The sequence below is a fragment of the Candidatus Accumulibacter contiguus genome (assembly GCF_012940005.1).
In the GTDB taxonomy this organism is placed as follows: Bacteria; Pseudomonadota; Gammaproteobacteria; order Burkholderiales; family Rhodocyclaceae; genus Accumulibacter; species Accumulibacter contiguus.
Window position 1 is genome coordinate 16,829 of record NZ_SPMX01000056.1, and the last position, 17,147, is coordinate 33,975.

The 17,147-nt window shown below is 60.9% G+C and carries 19 protein-coding genes and 1 tRNA gene; 8 read left to right on the forward strand and 12 right to left on the reverse strand.

Annotated features, from left to right (window positions below; translation table 11 throughout):
- Positions 1 to 32: 32 nt before the first annotated feature.
- Together E4Q08_RS17205 and E4Q08_RS17210 are read left to right on the forward strand one after the other, a co-directional pair.
- Positions 33 to 734: a hypothetical protein gene (locus tag E4Q08_RS17205; RefSeq protein ID WP_169071270.1), complete on the forward strand. Its 702-nt coding sequence runs from the start codon at positions 33 to 35 to the stop codon at positions 732 to 734.
- Positions 735 to 768: 34 nt separating this feature from the next.
- Positions 769 to 1,353 carry a hypothetical protein gene (locus tag E4Q08_RS17210; RefSeq protein ID WP_169071271.1) on the forward strand — a complete coding sequence of 195 codons (585 nt, stop codon included), beginning with the start codon at positions 769 to 771 and terminating at the stop codon, positions 1,351 to 1,353.
- On the opposite strand, the gene E4Q08_RS17215 is transcribed toward E4Q08_RS17210, so the two are convergent.
- Positions 1,339 to 1,527, reverse strand: coding sequence for a hypothetical protein (locus tag E4Q08_RS17215; RefSeq protein ID WP_169071256.1), 189 nt, complete (start codon positions 1,525 to 1,527; stop codon positions 1,339 to 1,341). The two genes, E4Q08_RS17210 and E4Q08_RS17215, sit on opposite strands and share 15 nt — an antisense overlap.
- Before the next feature lie 779 nt (positions 1,528 to 2,306).
- Here E4Q08_RS17215 and E4Q08_RS17220 point away from each other — a divergent pair.
- Together E4Q08_RS17220 and E4Q08_RS17225 are read left to right on the forward strand one after the other, a co-directional pair.
- A complete protein-coding gene (locus E4Q08_RS17220; protein WP_169071272.1) occupies positions 2,307 to 2,585 on the forward strand; it encodes an HU family DNA-binding protein in 279 nt (92 codons plus the stop codon).
- A gap of 431 nt (positions 2,586 to 3,016) precedes the next feature.
- Positions 3,017 to 3,886: an NHL repeat-containing protein gene (locus E4Q08_RS17225; RefSeq protein WP_169071273.1), complete on the forward strand. Its 870-nt coding sequence runs from the start codon at positions 3,017 to 3,019 to the stop codon at positions 3,884 to 3,886.
- A gap of 203 nt (positions 3,887 to 4,089) precedes the next feature.
- On the opposite strand, the gene E4Q08_RS17230 is transcribed toward E4Q08_RS17225, so the two are convergent.
- The 5 genes from E4Q08_RS17230 to ssb all read right to left on the reverse strand — a co-directional run bounded on the left by E4Q08_RS17230 (position 4,090) and on the right by ssb (position 7,801).
- Complete coding sequence (locus E4Q08_RS17230; protein WP_169071274.1) at positions 4,090 to 4,410, reverse strand: hypothetical protein; 321 nt, start codon at positions 4,408 to 4,410, stop codon at positions 4,090 to 4,092.
- 64 nt (positions 4,411 to 4,474) lie between these two features.
- The gene (locus tag E4Q08_RS17235) at positions 4,475 to 5,536 is read right to left on the reverse strand and encodes a recombinase RecT (protein ID WP_169071275.1); all 1,062 of its coding nucleotides are present in this window, start codon (positions 5,534 to 5,536) and stop codon (positions 4,475 to 4,477) included.
- Between the two features lie 93 nt (positions 5,537 to 5,629).
- A complete protein-coding gene (locus E4Q08_RS17240) occupies positions 5,630 to 6,463 on the reverse strand; it encodes a PD-(D/E)XK nuclease-like domain-containing protein (protein ID WP_169071276.1) in 834 nt (277 codons plus the stop codon).
- Between the two features lie 555 nt (positions 6,464 to 7,018).
- The gene (locus tag E4Q08_RS17245) at positions 7,019 to 7,267 is read right to left on the reverse strand and encodes a hypothetical protein (RefSeq protein ID WP_169071277.1); all 249 of its coding nucleotides are present in this window, start codon (positions 7,265 to 7,267) and stop codon (positions 7,019 to 7,021) included.
- Positions 7,268 to 7,351: 84 nt separating this feature from the next.
- Positions 7,352 to 7,801, reverse strand: a complete 450-nt coding sequence (gene ssb / locus E4Q08_RS17250; RefSeq protein WP_169071278.1) for a single-stranded DNA-binding protein — start codon at positions 7,799 to 7,801, stop codon at positions 7,352 to 7,354.
- A 261-nt stretch (positions 7,802 to 8,062) separates the two neighbouring features.
- Between ssb and E4Q08_RS17255 the strand changes: the two genes are divergently transcribed.
- The 3 genes from E4Q08_RS17255 to E4Q08_RS17265 all read left to right on the forward strand — a co-directional run bounded on the left by E4Q08_RS17255 (position 8,063) and on the right by E4Q08_RS17265 (position 10,539).
- Positions 8,063 to 8,716 carry a hypothetical protein gene (locus tag E4Q08_RS17255; RefSeq protein WP_169071279.1) on the forward strand — a complete coding sequence of 218 codons (654 nt, stop codon included), beginning with the start codon at positions 8,063 to 8,065 and terminating at the stop codon, positions 8,714 to 8,716.
- 464 nt (positions 8,717 to 9,180) lie between these two features.
- Entirely contained in the window at positions 9,181 to 9,414 is a 234-nt protein-coding gene (locus E4Q08_RS17260) for a DUF4224 domain-containing protein (protein WP_169071280.1), read from the forward strand.
- A 21-nt stretch (positions 9,415 to 9,435) separates the two neighbouring features.
- Entirely contained in the window at positions 9,436 to 10,539 is a 1,104-nt protein-coding gene (locus tag E4Q08_RS17265; protein ID WP_169071281.1) for a tyrosine-type recombinase/integrase, read from the forward strand.
- Positions 10,540 to 10,646: 107 nt separating this feature from the next.
- Here E4Q08_RS17265 and E4Q08_RS17270 read toward each other — a convergent pair.
- The 4 genes from E4Q08_RS17270 to E4Q08_RS17285 all read right to left on the reverse strand — a co-directional run bounded on the left by E4Q08_RS17270 (position 10,647) and on the right by E4Q08_RS17285 (position 15,293).
- A tRNA-Ser gene (locus E4Q08_RS17270) sits at positions 10,647 to 10,736 on the reverse strand.
- A 78-nt stretch (positions 10,737 to 10,814) separates the two neighbouring features.
- Complete coding sequence (gene serS, locus E4Q08_RS17275) at positions 10,815 to 12,098, reverse strand: serine--tRNA ligase (protein ID WP_034911197.1); 1,284 nt, start codon at positions 12,096 to 12,098, stop codon at positions 10,815 to 10,817.
- Between the two features lie 87 nt (positions 12,099 to 12,185).
- Positions 12,186 to 13,502, reverse strand: coding sequence for a replication-associated recombination protein A (locus E4Q08_RS17280; RefSeq protein ID WP_034911195.1), 1,317 nt, complete (start codon positions 13,500 to 13,502; stop codon positions 12,186 to 12,188).
- Between the two features lie 393 nt (positions 13,503 to 13,895).
- The gene (locus E4Q08_RS17285) at positions 13,896 to 15,293 is read right to left on the reverse strand and encodes a wax ester/triacylglycerol synthase domain-containing protein (protein WP_169071282.1); all 1,398 of its coding nucleotides are present in this window, start codon (positions 15,291 to 15,293) and stop codon (positions 13,896 to 13,898) included.
- Positions 15,294 to 15,601: 308 nt separating this feature from the next.
- On the opposite strand from E4Q08_RS17285, the gene E4Q08_RS17290 reads away from it, so the two are divergent.
- Entirely contained in the window at positions 15,602 to 16,045 is a 444-nt protein-coding gene (locus E4Q08_RS17290; RefSeq protein ID WP_034911190.1) for a phasin family protein, read from the forward strand.
- A 56-nt stretch (positions 16,046 to 16,101) separates the two neighbouring features.
- Here E4Q08_RS17290 and E4Q08_RS25840 read toward each other — a convergent pair whose 3' ends face one another.
- Together E4Q08_RS25840 and E4Q08_RS25845 are read right to left on the reverse strand one after the other, a co-directional pair.
- Positions 16,102 to 16,515 carry a LysR substrate-binding domain-containing protein gene (locus E4Q08_RS25840; RefSeq protein WP_308240161.1) on the reverse strand — a complete coding sequence of 138 codons (414 nt, stop codon included), beginning with the start codon at positions 16,513 to 16,515 and terminating at the stop codon, positions 16,102 to 16,104.
- Positions 16,476 to 17,045 carry a LysR family transcriptional regulator gene (locus E4Q08_RS25845; RefSeq protein WP_308240162.1) on the reverse strand — a complete coding sequence of 190 codons (570 nt, stop codon included), beginning with the start codon at positions 17,043 to 17,045 and terminating at the stop codon, positions 16,476 to 16,478. Before E4Q08_RS25845 ends, E4Q08_RS25840 begins: the two co-directional genes overlap by 40 nt.
- Positions 17,046 to 17,147: the final 102 nt, after the last annotated feature.

The following is a 17,147-nucleotide window of genomic DNA, read 5'->3' on the forward strand; positions in this document are numbered from 1 at the left end:
GGCCCCTGAACGCGAACGTTAGAGAGCAAAGCATGCCTCGTCGCACTCGTCCAGCAACAACTCAACGCAGCGAACATTGGCTGCGGGTTGCGGTCAACCAATACGAGGTCGTACTGAACCAACGCGTCCAGACCGCCCTTGGGATCGACGCTACTGACACCATCGAGTGGCTTTCACCCGTACGTTCCGACGATTTTGCGGAGTACTTCGATCAAGAATTCGTCGATCGCCTTGGTCTTGGCGAACTTGATGTCCCGCTGAACGACTTTTGGCCGAAAAGCGGCCCGCGATGGGATGGTCTTGCTAGAACCAAGTCGGGTAAGCTCATCCTCGTTGAAGCAAAGGCGTACATCGAGGAGGCAGTCGACTACAAGAGCAAGGCTGGCGCGGATTCGAAGGCGAGGATCAGTAAGGCGTTGGCAACCGCCAAAGCTGCATTTCGAGCCACAGCAGATGCCAACTGGGAAGAGCCCCTCTATCAGTACGCCAACCGTCTTGCACACCTTTACTATCTACGAGAACTCAATAAGCGCGATGCCTACCTTCTGTTCGTTTACTTTGCTAATGCCCCGGACGTCCCAAACCCGTGCACTTCAGCGCACTGGGAAGGGGCAATTCGCCTCGCCGAGAAGTGTCTAGGCTTGGGGGCACACCCGTTCAGACCGTACATCGGGTCGGTGGTTTGGAGCGTCGGTGAAATGCTCTCTAACCCGCTGCCGCAACCGACGCGCTGAGGCGCGCAGCTGAGCGCCACGTTAGGCGTCATACATGCATCCGGCTCAGCCAGAACTCAGCCCAAGAGATTCCGCCCTCTGGCGTGTGGGGCGCAACCTTCAGCGTTTCCAGTCCATTGAGGCGCTGCTCAAGTTGCTGCTGCCCACAACCAAGCTCGTGGGATCGTTTCAGCAGATCGAGTCCCAGATTTTGCAGAACAAGCGAGCCGCGAAGAAGGCCAGCCTTGGGACGCTGACGGAAACCTATTCACGACAGGTGCTGGGTCCGAAACAAGACGCGGAGGAGCCGGAAATCGGGTCAGAGATCCTGTTCTCATTCTCGCATTCGATTGATGCCACTCCCGAAGTCTTGAAGCAGATGCGCTCCGAGTGGAAGCGCCTTACAAAGGAGCGCAATCAGCTAGTGCATTCAACATTGCTCGTGTACGACTTGGAGTCAAACGAAGGATGCATCGCGCTCTGCGAGTACCTTGATGAGCAGTACGAACGCGCACGTGTACTCATTGAGCGATTGAGGCATCAGGAGAAGGCACGCTCGTTGGCAGCTTCAGCCTTCAAGCAGATACACGAGTCAGGGGAACTTGAAAGGCTACTCGCAGAGCCTTCAAATGACGCCTAACGATGCGCTCCACCGGCCGCATTCCGCATCTGTCACGCGGTTTGTGAATCCGTCGTTGCTCTTGCGCCGCCACAACAGTGTCTCGGGCACGTCCGGGAAATGCAGAGCGAGCTGCTGCTGCGCGCGCTCGGACATTTTGAGGCGCCGGGTCTGGGATTGCTTTGAGTTGGCCATGCTGGGCTCCGTTTCTGATGGTAGAAGTGTCCTTCTATCGACGAACCACTGCAATGATTCAATTGGCACGAATCCAGTGCTACTTAAGTGCGTGAATCTGCTTTGCGGTGATTAAGGTTGCGCATCCATCATGGAACCCAACCCAACCCAGTAAGTTGCGCGATATAATACAGACAATGCAGAAATCGTAGCGAATAATCAATTACTTGCTGCAGCATTGCGGTGCTCCTTATGCTTAGGTGCTGCTGGTGGGGTTAGCGAAGGGGAGGACCGCGCGCCCTTCGCGCGGCAACCATGCAGCTTGGCGGTCCGGCCGACGAAAAAATATGCAAGGAACGCAAGGCACCCGCTCATGAACTTGCATCGCGGACAGCCTACGTCCCCCGTGCATCATTCATAGGTCATTTCCGCGAGCCGCACCTCTGGCTGAACGACTGCTCGATGTCACTTTGCGCGAGTACGCCCGGCGATGCTGAACGACCACAACCGCTTCAAAGCTGCCGGTCAGGCGAGAACAGCACCGCCGAAAACCGAACGGCCGCTCTCGCGTGTCGGGCCGTTGCGATGAATGACCGCTTTCCAAAGCCCCGGCCATCGGTTCAGGGTCGGTTCCGGCCCACTGCGTTCTATCTGGCCGCGCGCACTCCAATGACGAAGCGCCAGAATGACGAAAAGTTGCCCGTGCTAGTCCAGTGCTATTCTGAGCGACCCCTTGAGGCACAATACGCAATTAGCCTTCAACGCCCGCTTTGAAACAACCCAAATCCAAAGGAAATGACATGAACAAAGCCGAACTGGTTGATGCCGTGGCCGCAAAGACAGGTCAAACCAAAGCGGCCACCGCGGTGCTGCTCGACGGCTTCATTGAAGCCGTCACGGAGTCTCTGGTCAAGAGCGAGTCCGTGCAACTGATTGGTTTCGGTACGTTCGAGGTCACCGAACGCGCGGCCCGAGAGGGACGAAACCCAGCCACCGGCGCTGCTCTGAGAATCGCCGCCAAGAAGGTCGTCAAATTCAAGCCGGGAAAAGCCCTGACCGAGGCTATAGCAGGCGAGTGAGAGGGGAGAAACAAGATGCAGAGCCGGTCTCCAAAACTGAAGCGCATCGCCGGGTGCCAGCCGCATCGATGCCAAGATCAGGCAGTTTGGCCCAGTGGAAGCAAAGCTGCGATTTGAGGACATGTAAGACTTGCCTGGCTACCGCGCGGCTTCTCAACCAGCGTCCCGTCGAGCCACTGCCGGCGCTGAATTCCTTCTATCCACGCTCCACAAAGAGCCCAAGATCACGCTGGCTGCTTTGCTTGCACTCCTGGCTGGACTGCCGACAAGGGCGCACCTGTGGTTCTGGTCGCGCATCAGATCACCATCAATGCCTTCACCCGCGAGGGCATAGCGTCAGGTGGCGGCAGTCTGTTCGCGCTGAACGGATCGGGCGAGCCCCGTTTGCTCGGTTCGATCAAACCCCGACTGAATTCACACCGGCGAGGTGAATGAGCATGCGCATCTTTGTATTGGCCGCTCTCTTCCTGTTGTCTCTGCCAACCTTTGCGCAAACGGGCCTGCGCGCAACGCAGCTGGCCGAGTTCGCAGATGGGCTTTCGCAACCTCACGACGCGGCCTTTTCGCCGGACGGCCAACTCATCTATCTGACCGACATGCGCAACAGCCGCATCCAGGTTCTCGAAGCCATGACGCTGAAACCGGTCGGCCGCTTCGGTGCCGGTGAGTTGTCCTATCCGCACGATGCCGAGTTCGACCAAGCCGGTCGACTGCTCGTCGCCGACACCGGCAACGACCGCGTGGCAATCTACGAGATCAAGGGCGCACAGGCCAAGCTGGTCGGCGAACTGAAGGGTCTCGCCGGCCCGGAAGGGGTAGCGGTCATGCCCGACGGCCGGATCCTCGTCACCAACACGCGCAAGGCGACGCTCAGCGTGTTTCGCGACGGAAAGCTGGTGCAAACGGCCGGCGGCCCAGGCAGCAGGGACGGCGAGCTGCGCAATCCGCATGACGTCGAAGTCGCAAGCGATGGCACGGTGTATGTCGTCGATTCGGCCAATAACCGCGTCCAGGTGTTCGACGCCGCACTGCAGCATCGCGCCAGCTTCGGCGCTGCGCTCGGCCTGAGCGGGCCGAAATACCTCGCCATCGACGGCGATCGCGTCTGGCTGGCCGACGAGTACAATCATCGCATCCTGCTCCTTGATCGCAGCCATCAACTGCTCGGTGTGCTCGGCAGCGGCAAGCGCGGCCGCGCCGCTGATGCCTTCCACAAGCCCGAGGCCGTGCTTGCCCGCGCGCCCTACGTCTGGGTCATCGATACCTACAACGATCGCGTCGTGCTGCTGCGCATCGACTGAGCCACGGCGGTCCGGGAACTCGTGTGCCGAGGGCCGTTGATCCGCGAGGCCGTCCGCTGGCCAGCGAATGGCGCCAATCACGTGACCCCGCAGCAGACGGCGGCAAAAAAATGCCCCGGGAACCACTGCCTGGTCGGGCAGGAGTCCCCGGGGCGACCGGTGGTTCCCGAACGCGGCTGGGCCGTCTTGCCGCGATGGGTTGATCAATCTGGAAAACAATGCCGATGACGCGCCAGCACCCGCTCGCGGATGTCGTCGGAGTCGAGGCCAAACAGCGCGCAGCATCTGCGGTACGAGAAGGCGCCTGGCCACTCCTGCGGTGCACGCAGCCAGGCGAGAATGTCGCGCCGCGTCGCCGCGGAAACCCGCGCATCGAAGAGATCGCGCAGTGACTTCTCCAGGAGATGCCCATGCAGACGGACAAGATCTTCGTCAGTCCACAAGGCGTTTCTCTCGGCTCCTGCCCCGCCCTTCCCTCTGACAGACGCCGGCGGCTGCGGCATGGGTTCGTCGTCCGCGTGCATCACTGTCTCCGAGGTGAGCGGCCGAGGTGCTCGCCCGGGACGGGGAGAACCTCGGCATCGCTGCTCAGACCGACGGGCTGTTGACCACGCCGCGGATCGGTGACGATGGGGACGATTGCGACGGCTGCGTCAACGCCGCCTTGCGGCTGCGATAGGCGCGTAGGAGCTGCTCGAGATCGTCGCCGGCGACAAAGTCTTCCGCCTGCGCGTAGACCTCGTCCAGGGCCTCGATCGATAACGCCTGACCGATGCTCGCCAGCAGATCGGCGAGCGGTTTGCGGGTCGCCACGCGTGCCGGGTCGGACGCCTGGCCGGCGTCATCCGGCGGCTCGTCGAGGACCGGCGCCCAGGAGCCGTCGATGGCCTCGGCGATCCCGAGGTTCTGGGTCTCACCGCGCTCGTTGATCTCATCCATCGCCAGCGCCATCGCCAGCTCGGGTGATTTCGGCAGCAGATGGCACAAGCGGCGAATCACCGTCTTGAGACCCATCGGGACAAAATGCGTGTCCCACGGACTCTCCTTGCGGAGTTTCCTGGCCATCTGGTAGCCGCGGGAATGATCCCGAACCTGCTCGACCTGCTCTTTCGACAGGGCGTGGAAGGTGCGGGTACCGTCCTTGAACACCGCGACGGCATAAAACCCGACGATCGCGCCTCGCTCCTCGTCGGCAGCCGGAAAGCCGTTCTGCTTCAACGGCTCGTGCATCAACGATCGATTGAGACCGAGGACGATGTCGAAACGGTCGTTGATCCGGACTTCGTGACCGTAGATATCCTGCACCAGGCCACTGTTGCGGGCGAGCTTCATCAAGCCCTGATAGCCGGGAATCAACTGGCACTGGCTACCAAACGGGACGAGGTGCGCTTCGCCCATCAGGCCAACTTCCAGGCCGAGCTGGCTGGACTGGATGACGGCCGCGAAGACGCTGCGCGGATCGACATCGGCGAGTTTCGGATTCAGGCGGAAGGCGGTCAGCGCGATCCGCACCATGCGATCCGGGCTGAGATGCCGGGGCAAGGCCCGGGCGACCTCGCCCTTGAACTGTTCGAGCATCGCCGGAAAGGAGACGACATGGGTCGGAGTCCCCTGACGGGACTTCTGGAGGTTGCGCAAGGTTTGTGACATGGTTTTCTCCAAAGAGGAACGGCGGAGACACCCTGTCGCCCAAAGCGGGGACTGGTTCCCCGCCGGGGTGGATGAACTACAGAAAACGGCCGCTCAGGCGGCGTCGAACGCGAAGGCTTCGGCGTTGGCGGCCCAGCGCGGCAAGGAGATCAGTTCGACCTCGCCCGCCGGCTGGTACGCCGGCCAGGTGCCGGACTCCTGGCACCACTTCAAGAGCTGCAGCGCGGCCTGATACTTCCTGCGACCGATCTCGATGATTTCCGGATCGGCCCGATACACCGCGACGGCATGCGGTGGATCCTTCTCGACGGCGACGAAGAGAAAGGGTAGCTCCCTGCCGGTCACGCGCTTGATTCCATCGACGTAGAACGCCGCCTGGACGTCGTAGCCGAGGTTGGCGATGGCGCGGGAAAAGCCGCGGCTGCTGGCATCGAGACAGCTCTTGAGATCGACGATGGCTGTCTCGTTGAACCAGTCGGGACGACACCGGCAGGCGATGCCGGTGGCTGGATCGCTCCAGAAAGCCGATAGCTCGGCTTCTCCCTGCTCGAGCAGTCTGGCCGCTCCCTGGTGGGCGAGTACGGCTGCACGCATCCGGCTCAGGGTCGCCAGATCCTCGGGGGTGATCAGGGTCTTGCCCTGGGTGGCCTCCTCGAACCGGGCAGCGGCTTCCTTGCCTTCCTTGGTGCGGCGATCGAACTTCTCGGCGACCACGAACTCCTCGGAAAAGCGCTCCGGCTCGAGGACATAGCTGTGAACCGCACTACCCAACGCCATCGCCGGTGTCGGTGGCGGCGGATGGTCCAGCGTTTCGCGCAGATGCGCGGGACTCTTGAGCATCTTGAGGATGCCGGAGTGTCCGATCGACTGATCGGCGTGATACTGCTTGGCCGGCAGGTGCAGCAGGCCAGGATGTCTCGGATGCATGGTGCCTCCAGAATGAGAATGCCGGAGTCACCTGCCCCTACCGGGGAAAGCGTCCCCGGACGGGTGGATGAATTGCTGCTTTTTTTCTGCGGCCAGCGACCGCGACTTGCTCGGGCGCATGAGAATCCATGGCGCTCGCTCAAAGACTGCTTTCCGGAAGGCGCTCAGCGAACGCGCTCGGGAAAGCCCCGGCAGGCCGGGGCGGGGTTCAGGCGACTGTTCGCGCTGGCTGCGAAAGGGCGAGTGCCCTGCGCAGCAACGTGCGGGTTTCCGGATCGGTGCGGCCTGCCTGGAGTCTCTGGTGGAGATCACAGGCAGGTGCGATCGGGAGCGCCTTGAAGAGTCGATCGAGAAGGGGATTGGATGGCACGATGGCCTCCTGCGCCGGGTCGAGGGCCATGGTCAGAGCCCCAGAACGCGGACAATTGGCCGGCTGATGATCCAGCCGGAGATGCCGCAAGCGATTAGAACGAGAATCATGAGATGCCTCCAGGAAAGAAAAAGGGGGCACCCTCCCCTGACACGGGGACGATGCCCCCGCTCGGGGATGAGATTTCAGGCGATGACTTCGAAGGAAGCCTCGCCGCTCTTGACGCGATCGGGTTCGATCAGACTCCGGCGCTGGCAAGCCGGAACGTGGTACGGCCGCCAGTCGGTCCTGGCTTCCTTTGCCAGCTCGGGCGTGACCGTCGGTGCGGGCTTCTGGAGAAGCCAGTCCTGGACGGTCTGCGCGGCGGAGCGGAGAAAGGAGAGAATCAGATGCAACCCTGCCAACAGGGCGAGAACGAGAATGACGCGCTCCATCAACAAACCTCCTGAAATGGGATTGGGGTCGGCTCCCGACCGGGGAGACGGACCGCCCGGTGGGGGAAAGAAGTCACGATCGGCTCAGAACGGCTCGATCGCCGCGACTTCGTCGAATGCCGGAGCGGTTGCCGGATCAGACGGAGCACTCTTGGCACGACGCTGCGCCTGACCAGACGCTGGCGCAGCGTTCGCGGACGGGCGAGCGCCGAGCATCTGCATCTCGCTGGCGACGATCTCGACGGTGTAACGATCCTGACCCGCCTGGTCCTGCCATTTGCGGGTCTGGATGCGGCCTTCGACGTAGATCGGGGCGCCTTTCCTGAGATACTCGCCAACGACTTCGGCCAGACGGTTAAAAAAAACCACACGGTGCCATTCGGTGGTTTCCTTGCGTTCACCGGACGACTTGTCCTTGGTGGTCTCCGTCGTCGCGAGGCGGATCGTGGCGATCGTCTCGCGGTTCGGGGTGACGCGCAGGTCGGGGTCGGCGCCGAGATGGCCGATAAGGGTGACTCGGTTCAACGAGGGCATGGGGCCTCCTGATGATGAAGGCAGGGATGCCGCCGTATCCTGACGGGGCGACCCCGCCGGGGGTGGAAGAAAATGCTGTTTGTGACGAAGGCCAGCTACCTTCACTTCGATCGGCCTAGGCGGAACGAGAGATGGTTGAATTCTGTGGCCCGGGCCAGCGTCGCAGGAGAGTGAAAAGCGCTTTCTCTGGTTGCTTTTCGAACGTCTCCACCGAAGTCCAATGGCTACGCTGTGACTGGTCGACACCACCAGAGACAGGCCATGGCGCAAAAGCAGCGCAGCGTATCGACGCAGATTCCGTCGGTCAGGCAGGACCACAGCCGGCCATTCCTGACGCAGAAGGCGATGCTCAATTCGCTACATGCGCAGCAGGTCTTCGACCGCGGCTACGAGATGTGCGCCAACGCGCTGTTCTCGTTGAGCGTGGTCCTGCGGTTCATCGGATCGGAAGCTCAGGCGCAGGAAGTCGACGCCCTGGTCGATGCGCTGATCGACCAGACCCTGGAGGATCTGCGCCAGGAATCCCTGCGCATCCGAGAGGTCGTCGAGAGCAACGGGATCGAAACCGCCATCGGCTACACCAGCGCCAAGACCGTCGACGCTCAGATCACCTCGCCGCGGGCGATCCGGTATCTGGCGATCATTCGTGAGTTCGACAGCATGCTGGCCCAGATGGATGCCCTCTGGCTGTCATCGGTCGTCACGGACAGCCAGTACGCGCGCGGGGTGTACGACTGGAAACGGCGGATTCTTCGTCTGGCGGGGCAGATTCGGCAGATTGCCAGCCGGGCGGTGCTGGCGGCGCGGAGGAAGGAGGAGGGGAAGATGGAAGATGAGGTAGGTGAGACCACACTTGGTCAGGATCTCGAAATAGCGGCGGAAGCCTCGGCTGGAAACCCACTGGACGACAACTAGGTGCAGTGCAACACGTTCCACGACCGAGCGGTTGTCGCAGGCTGCCAAAGCCGGCTACCGGTTCTCGCTAGGGCAGCGATCACTCGTACGGTCGCTGACGATATGGGGCGGATACTAAATGACGAACCTTTGGAATTGCGTTGCAACCCATCGCCAAATGATGTTCTTGGTTTCACGTCTGACGTGATGCCCCCCGTCAGCGAATCCCGACTGTTGTACGCAACACGTCTCTGCGCATGGTGTTCGTCGACGGTGAGCAAATGAACCCAAGTTCGACCAGAGACACTGAGAACTTCGGGAGGCTTCGGACCTCCTTACCGGCTGACACCCGGGTACTACATCGCGACCGCAGTCCGTTCTACCGCCGCAGAATCGTCTGCACGAAACCCTATAGGTTCGTCGGATGCCGTGCTTGCAGCATCGAACCCTGATTGACAGAGTAAGATATGCCCGCAGTTTTCGAGATGGCCCTCTCCAGCGAGATTCTGACTCCGGATGAAATCGCCGAAATAACCGGCTGCGGAAGAAGATCCGACCAGATTCAGTGGCTTACCGACAACGCCTGGACATTCCACAAGACCAAGGCCGGCAATCCCATTGTCGGGCGCTTGTACGCCCGGCTAAAGCTCACAGGGATCAACCCCGCGACTATGGCTACAATGGGAAAATGGGTGCCGGACTTTTCCAGTATCCGCTAGTCGAAGTATTATTCTATCCGTATGCGCCCGAAATCCTCAGCCCGAGACCTGCCACCCCGCATGCTCCGTAGAGTACGGACGCTTGCGGGCGGCAAGCGGTGGGAAGGCTACTACTACGATGGGCGGGACGACGCGGGGAACCGGAAGGAAATCCCACTCGGCACCGACCTCGGCGAGGCGAAGCGCAAATGGGCTGAACTGGAGTGCAGGCCAGCCCCGGTCGAAACCGGAATAATGCGCATCGTGTTCGACCGCTACGCACGCGAAGTCATTCCTGACAAGGCACCAAAAACCCAAGCCAGCAACCGGCTCGAGCTCGCGAAGTTACGTTCGGTCTTCGACGCGGCCCCAATTGACGCCATCACGCCGCAGCATATCGCACAGTATAGGGACAACCGGATGACCCGGGCCCGGACGCTCAAGGACGGCACGGTCGTCCCGGCAAAGCGCGCGACTGTCGCCGCAAACCGCGAGCTTGCACTATTCTCCCACATCTTCAACAAGGGGCGCGAGTGGGGATATACGGCGAAGACGAATCCATGCGCTGGCGTAGCGAAGAACAAGGAAGCCCCGCGTGACTTCTACGCTGACGATGACGTCTGGACAGCGGTTCGAAACTGCGCCGCCATCGAACTCCAGGACGCCATGGACCTTGCCTATCTTAGTGGCCAGCGCCCCGGCGACGTGCTCCGCTTCACCCAGCGGGACATCGTAGACGACGCCCTTACGGTTCAGCAGGGAAAGACCTCCAAGCGCTTGGCGATCATGTTGACAGACCCGGACAGTGGTGCCCGAACCGAGCTCGGCCGGCTCCTGGATCGTATCGGCGTGCGTACGGTGCGCAGCCTGTGGCTATTAGCAACACCCGATGGAAAAAGGCTAACCGCAGGCATGCTGCGCTTGCGGTTCACGTCGGCTCGTAACGTCGCTGCAGTCCGAGCCGAAGAGGCTGGTGACCAACGCCTCGCTGCTCGTATCCGGCAATTTCAGTTCCGCGATGCGCGCCCAAAGGCTGCGAGCGAGATGGCCTTAGATCACGCCAGCGACCTGCTCGGGCACACCGACAAGCAGATTACGAAGGTCGTCTACCAGCGTGTCGGGAAGCGCGTGCGACCAACACGGTAGCGTAGGTTGCGGAAATCGTTTCCGATAGTTGCGGAAACATCGCGACTTTAGCATGCTGGAACACAGTGACAAAAGATCAACAATATGTTTTTTAATCAATATGTTACTGGCGGAGAGGGAGGGATTCGAACCCTCGGTAGGCTCACACCTACGCCTGATTTCGAGTCAGGTACATTCGGCCACTCTGCCACCTCTCCGTCGGGCGCGAATGGTAGCACAAGATGAAGCGATGAGGCACGGACGGTGCCATTTTCTTGCGAGAATCGCCAGCCGGCTCAGCGCGCGCTGATTCTTTCGGTCCCGCCGAGATAAGGACGCAGCACTTCCGGAACGCTGATGCTGCCGTCGGCATTCTGGAAGTTTTCCATGATCGCCACCAAGGTGCGTCCGACGGCGAGACCGGAGCCATTGAGGGTGTGCACCAGTTCGATCTTGTTGCGCTCGTTGCGGCAACGCGCCTGCATGCGTCTGGCCTGAAACGCCTCGAAGTTGGAGCATGACGAGATTTCACGATAGGCCTGCTGTGCCGGCAGCCAGACCTCAAGATCATAGGTTTTCGCCGACGAGAAACCGATGTCGCCGGTACATAGCGTGACCCGCCGGTAAGGCAGATCGAGCATTTCGAGGATCCGCTCGGCATGCCCGGTGAGTTCCTCATGCGCAGCCAGCGAATCGCCTGCGGCGACGATCTGCACCAGTTCAACCTTGTCGAACTGGTGCTGGCGGATCATGCCACGCGTGTCGCGACCATAGGAACCGGCTTCCGAACGAAAACACGGGGTGTGACAGACGAGCTTGAGCGGCAGTTCATCGGCCGCGAGAATCTCGTTGCGAACGATGTTGGTGACTGGCACTTCCGCCGTCGGGATCAGGTACAAGGGTTCGGCGTCCGCGCGCAGGATCTTGAACAGATCTTCCTCGAACTTCGGCAACTGCCCGGTACCCGTCAGGCTGGCAGCGTTGACCAGATAAGGCGCGTAGACTTCAGTGTAGCCATGTTGTGTCACGTGCGTATCGAGCATGAACTGGGCAAGCACACGGTGCAGGCGGGCCAGCTCTCCCCTCATCAGCGAAAAGCGCGTACCGGCGATTTTCGCGGCAGTGGCGAAATCGAGCTGGCCGATCCCCTCGCCGAGATCGACATGATCCTTGACCGCGAAGTCGAATCTGCGCGGCACCCTCCAGCGCCTGATCTCGACATTGTCGGCGTCAGACCTGCCGATCGGCACGCTGTCCTGCGGCAGGTTGGGAAGCCCCGAGAGAAATGCGTCGAGTTCCTTCAGTAATTCGCCAAGACGGACTTCATTGGCCTCGAGCTCGTCTTTCAGTGCCGCCACCTGCGCCATGACTGCTGCGGCATCTTCGCCGCGGCTCTTGAGCACGCCGACCTGCTTCGAGAGACTGTTGCGATTCGCCTGTAGCTCCTGCGTGCGCGTCTGCAGGGATTTGCGCTCGCTTTCGAGTGCCTGGAAGGCCGAGCGGTCGAGCGTGAAACCACGCGTGGCCAGTCGTTCGGCAACGCCATCGATGTTGTTGCGCAGCAGCTGAATGTCGAGCATGGTCAATCCTCACGTTGGCGGTCGCGCGGCGACTCGCGAATCTGTCCGTTTTCCCGGCTGCGCACAGCGGCAAGCGCAGCGGCGGGCTTAGTCCTTCTTCTGTCTTGCCTGGCGATCGAGTTCGCGCAAATGTGCGAGCTTCTCGCCAATCCGGATCTCGAGACCGCGATCGACCGGTCGATACCACTCGACCGCCGGCATACCCTCGGGGAAATAGGTCTCGCCGGCAGCGTAGGCATCTACCTCGTCGTGCGCATAGCGGTAGTCTTTCCCATACCCCAGGTTCTTCATCAGTCGCGTCGGCGCGTTGCGTAGATGCGCCGGCACCGGCCGTGAACCGTCACCGCCGATGAAGCCGCGCGCGGCATTATACGCGAGGTAAGCGGCGTTCGACTTGGCCGCCATGGCCAGGTACAGCAGTGCTTCGGCAAGCGCCAGTTCGCCTTCGGGAGAACCCAGACGTTCGAAGGTCTCGGCCGCGTCGAGCGCGATACGCGCCGCGCGCGGATCGGCAAGGCCAATGTCTTCCCAGGCCATGCGCACGATGCGACGCGCCAGATAGCGTGGATCGGCGCCACCGTCGAGCATTCGGCAGAACCAGTACAGCGCGGCATCCGGAGACGATCCGCGAACTGCCTTGTGCAGCGCCGAGATCTGGTCAAAAAAGGCATCTCCGCCCTTGTCGAAGCGACGCAGATTCTGCGCCAGCGTGCGGTCGATGAAGGCGCCGTCGATGCTGCGCGCCGGGGAGGTCTGGGTTGCCGTATCGATCTGCTCGATGAGGTTGAGCAGGCGTCGGGCATCGCCATCGGCGAGGCCGATCAGGCGCGAGCGCGCATCATCGTCGAAAGTCAGCCCCGGCAAGACCTGCCGGCACGCGCGCTCGAAGAGCTGGCCCATCTCGTCGGCCGAGAGCGGATGCAAGACGTAAACCGAAGCACGCGAGAGCAGCGCCGAATTGACTTCGAACGACGGGTTCTCGGTCGTCGCGCCGACAAAGGTCAGCAGCCCGCCTTCCACATAGGGCAGAAAGGCATCCTGCTGTGCCTTGTTGAAGCGATGTACTTCGTCGACGAAGAGAATCGTCCGCCGTCCACTGCGGGCGCGTGTCACTTCAGCACGTGCCACCGCCTCGCGGATGTCCTTGACGCCTGCAAAGACCGCCGAGATGGCGATGAAGTCGGCAGCGAAGGCGTCCGCCATGAGACGCGCCAGTGTCGTCTTGCCGACTCCGGGCGGCCCCCAGAGGATCATGCTGTGCAACTGGCCGGACTGAAAAGCCATCGCCAGCGGCTTTCCGGGACCGAGCAGATGCGCCTGCCCGATCACCTCGGCCAGCGACTTCGGTCGCAAGCGCTCGGCCAGGGGAGCACTTGCATGATTGTCAGTGGAAAAGCCGTCCATTCCCTTCTCTCGTAACGACAATTGCCTGGCATTGTGACATTGCACACAGTGCCATGTGTTGGTCGCCGGTATCGTTAGCACATCACTTCGGCACGTGTTGAAAGACAACCAGCAATGAAAATCGAGAAACCTCGAAGCGGATTTGACAGGCGCGAACACGACTTTGGCCGGCCCAACAAGCTCCCCGACCGTCGCCGCATTCCGGATCGTCGTCTCCCGGAGCTTACCGAAGTATTCGACATATCCTTCGAGGAATTTCAGTTACTGCTGGCCGGCAATGACAAACCGGCTTCCATAAAATCTTCCCGTAGTTAACGATGCCACGTCGCGGGTGTCCTGCTTGGATTGGCGTTTATCGGCGTCAATGATGTAGTTCAAGAGCCGAAACAGCCGCTAGGCAGCGGGCTTGCCGGTGTCCAGGACGGACTGCTCGAGTTCGGTGAAGGCTTCGGCAACATAGTGGCTCAGACGCTGGAGGTTCGGCAATTCGTCGGTAGCAATCAAACCAAAATGCAGTTGCCCGGCATAGCTGAAAAGCGTGATGTTGAGCAGGTTGCCGGCCGGGAGCGTGCTGATTGGATGCAGTTCCTCCAGGCGCGCACCCTTGAGATACAGATATTCGGCCGGACCAGGCACATTCGAGACCAGCGTATTTCCGGTCGGCGGCAAGTGCTTGCTGAGCTTCAGCATTTCCGCAAGTTGCCCGACAACACCGGTGATCAGGGTGTAGGACTCGATCGCCTCGGGTTCGACGCTGTCGATCATGGTGCGTACATTGCGCAGCGAAAAACCGATGTTGCGCAGACGAATGTAGGGATCATCGGTCGGCGGCGATAACTCGACCTGGATGATACCGATCTTGTTGCCCGCGCGCTGATCGCCTTCCTTGCGCAGGTTGACCGGCATCTGTATGGTGATCGGCCTTTGCAGGTCGACGCGTTCGTCACGCAGATAGCGATGCAAGGCACCATCCAGGCAGGTCAGTGCGACATGGTTCAGGGTCGAGCGAGTTCTGCTGCGGATCAGGCTGACCCTTTCCATACTCACGCTGGTCGTAGCAAACTGGCGGCCGGCCGTCACCTGCCCGGTCAGCGGCGTATTGCCGTCGGCAACAAACGGCAGCGAAATGGCATTCTTGGTGAGCTTGACACTCTCCAGCAGCAACATCGCGGCAAGACGGCCAATCCCCAGAACATGCTTGCCGGCGCCCGCGAGATCGCCAAGCAGCGACCTGGCCATTTTCTCCTGGAGTCGCTTCTCCTTTGTCCCAGCAGCGATGTGCGGGACGGACCAGAGCGGTTTCAGCTCGAGATCGTCAGCGCTTGGGGACAGCGAATTCACAGCCCAGCGCATCATGGTCACGCCGTCCGCGCTGGCGTGATGGGTCTTGACATAGATGGCAAAACGAGCCTCACTCAGGCCGTCAATGACATGCACTTCCCACAAGGGCCGCAAGCGGTCGAGCATCGGCTGATGCAGATCCGATACCAGCCGGTACAATTCCTCCCGACCGTTCTTGCCGCGCGGCAGCTTGTGATAGAAGACATGCTCGCCGAGCTCAACCGAATCGCACTCCTCCCAGCTGGGCATGGCCGTCAGAGAAAAACGAATGATCCGGTTGAACGGCGCCTGGACATCGGTGAAGGTGAGAAATTCCCGGTACAGATCTGCGGCAAAACTGGTTTTCGCTCGGGGTGGGCGCTTGCAGATCATCAGGCCGCCCACATGCTTCGGGCTGGCCTCCGACTCGGCGATGAAGAAAGCCACATCCAGCAAGGAAAGTTTGTTCATCGAGGTTTCCTTCGCCCTTCGTATGGTTATCCTGCAAACTGACTGACGCATCTCCGTGAGACTGGCAAGGGTTTGCGAGGAACCCCCTTGGCATGCGGTCACCGACAATCTTTCTCCGGACAAGCGCAGGCAGCCTTGGTCCCGGCGTCATGGCGCGCCAAGCATACCTCATCAAGGGACGGCCGTTCCAGAGGACCGTGCCTAATCCTTTAGTGTGCTTCCTCTAGATCTTCCCGCTAGACTGATCCGCAGTGGTTGCAAAGGCAACTGCAGGAAATTTCAAATACAGTCAGACAAAGGAGAAACACATGAGCAGGAAACTCACCGCGTTGGTCGATCGGGTCGGCAACGAGCAACTCCTGACGAAGGCTCAGGAAGCGGCACGGAAGCTGTGGCTTTGTGGTCTTGGTGCTTATTCGCTGGCCACCAGGAGCAGTGTCAGGACCGTCGAGACGCTCGTTCGTGAAGGTAAAGCCATGCAACCGAAAGCGTGCCAACAGATCGAAGAGAAGTCGGCCGAACTGATGAACACCGCCAATACCACCATTCAGCGCGGCGAGCAGGTGGTCAGGGAACGCTTTCTGCGGCCGCTCGATTTCGTTCTCCTGGCGACCAGGCGCGACATCGAACAACTCTCGCTACGGGTCATCGAGTTGACTGCCGAGGTACATCAGCTGGCGACCGGCAAAGCGAAGACGGCAGCCGAGCCTGCAGAGAATGACGATTCGCCGATGATGGCCAGCACGGCGTAAAGCCTTCAGCGCCGGACGATTCGGCCGGCGCTTTTCGCAAGCATTGCCTGACCCGACTATTTCTCGGCAACCTGTGCTGCTTCGCTGAGCAACCACTGGCGAAAAACGTTGACGATCGGGCGATCAGCAACGGCCTGGGGCACCACCAGGTAATAGGCCTGGGTGCGGCGAATGATGATGTCGAAGGGCACCACAAGACGCCCGGCAGCGACCTCGGCTTCGACCAGCGGTATTGAGGCAATAGCCACCCCGACGCCATCGACCACCGCTGCGTGAACCAATGCCGAGTCGCTGAAATGCGTGCCGGCATCCGGGTCGATGCCAGTGACCCCTGCGACCTGCAGCCATTCGGCCCAGGTCGGGCGGTCCATCAGTTCCATGATCGATTCGTCATGCAGAAGGTTGTGTCGCCGCAGATCGGACGGCACATTCAGGGGCCGCATCCCGAACAGCAGACGTGGACTGCACACCAGGCATACGCCGGAACGAACAGCCGGTCGACGCGGCAGCCGTCGTATTGACCCCGACCGAAACGAATGAACAATTCGGTCTCGTCGTCGCGCACATCGATTCCTTCGAGCCCCGAAATACCTGAAGCGTCGTGAGCATCGATCGTATCGACCGACGCTGCCATGTGCAACTGGATCTCCGGGTGTTCGGCAGTAAAAGCGGGTAAATGGCGAATCAGCCAGCGGCTGGCGAAAGCCGGCGGCGTCGTGATCAGCAGGCGCCCGGCGGCTTCGTGAAAGCGTGTGCTCTCGATCGCCGCAGCAAAGCATTCCAGGCCTTCGCGCACCTTCGGCAGCATCGCCCGCCCTTGGCGCGTCAGTTCCAGCGCGCGCGTCAGGCGGTGAAAGAGCGGAAAGCCGAGGTATTCTTCAAGACCCCGGATCTGGTGGCTGATGGCTGTGGGCGTGACCGCAAGTTCCTCGCTGGCATCCTTGAAACTCAGATGGCGAGCGGCCACCTCGAAGGCACGCAGCGAGTTGAGGGGGGGCAATCGGTAAGTCATATGAATGAGATATTCTCACGCATTGGCTGATTATTGATCGTTTGCCGGCGCATCGGCAAACAAATACAGTAGCGTTGCAGTCTCGGGGAC

Coding starts and splice junctions, on each gene's coding strand:
- E4Q08_RS17205 (WP_169071270.1), top strand. CDS start 33: ATGCCTCGTCGCACTCGTCCAGCAACAACTCAACGCAGCGAACATTGG.
- E4Q08_RS17210 (WP_169071271.1), top strand. CDS start 769: ATGCATCCGGCTCAGCCAGAACTCAGCCCAAGAGATTCCGCCCTCTGG.
- E4Q08_RS17215 (WP_169071256.1), bottom strand. CDS start 1,527: ATGGCCAACTCAAAGCAATCCCAGACCCGGCGCCTCAAAATGTCCGAG.
- E4Q08_RS17220 (WP_169071272.1), top strand. CDS start 2,307: ATGAACAAAGCCGAACTGGTTGATGCCGTGGCCGCAAAGACAGGTCAA.
- E4Q08_RS17225 (WP_169071273.1), top strand. CDS start 3,017: ATGAGCATGCGCATCTTTGTATTGGCCGCTCTCTTCCTGTTGTCTCTG.
- E4Q08_RS17230 (WP_169071274.1), bottom strand. CDS start 4,410: ATGCACGCGGACGACGAACCCATGCCGCAGCCGCCGGCGTCTGTCAGA.
- E4Q08_RS17235 (WP_169071275.1), bottom strand. CDS start 5,536: ATGTCACAAACCTTGCGCAACCTCCAGAAGTCCCGTCAGGGGACTCCG.
- E4Q08_RS17240 (WP_169071276.1), bottom strand. CDS start 6,463: ATGCATCCGAGACATCCTGGCCTGCTGCACCTGCCGGCCAAGCAGTAT.
- E4Q08_RS17245 (WP_169071277.1), bottom strand. CDS start 7,267: ATGGAGCGCGTCATTCTCGTTCTCGCCCTGTTGGCAGGGTTGCATCTG.
- ssb (WP_169071278.1), bottom strand. CDS start 7,801: ATGCCCTCGTTGAACCGAGTCACCCTTATCGGCCATCTCGGCGCCGAC.
- E4Q08_RS17255 (WP_169071279.1), top strand. CDS start 8,063: ATGGCGCAAAAGCAGCGCAGCGTATCGACGCAGATTCCGTCGGTCAGG.
- E4Q08_RS17260 (WP_169071280.1), top strand. CDS start 9,181: ATGGCCCTCTCCAGCGAGATTCTGACTCCGGATGAAATCGCCGAAATA.
- E4Q08_RS17265 (WP_169071281.1), top strand. CDS start 9,436: ATGCGCCCGAAATCCTCAGCCCGAGACCTGCCACCCCGCATGCTCCGT.
- serS (WP_034911197.1), bottom strand. CDS start 12,098: ATGCTCGACATTCAGCTGCTGCGCAACAACATCGATGGCGTTGCCGAA.
- E4Q08_RS17280 (WP_034911195.1), bottom strand. CDS start 13,502: ATGGACGGCTTTTCCACTGACAATCATGCAAGTGCTCCCCTGGCCGAG.
- E4Q08_RS17285 (WP_169071282.1), bottom strand. CDS start 15,293: ATGAACAAACTTTCCTTGCTGGATGTGGCTTTCTTCATCGCCGAGTCG.
- E4Q08_RS17290 (WP_034911190.1), top strand. CDS start 15,602: ATGAGCAGGAAACTCACCGCGTTGGTCGATCGGGTCGGCAACGAGCAA.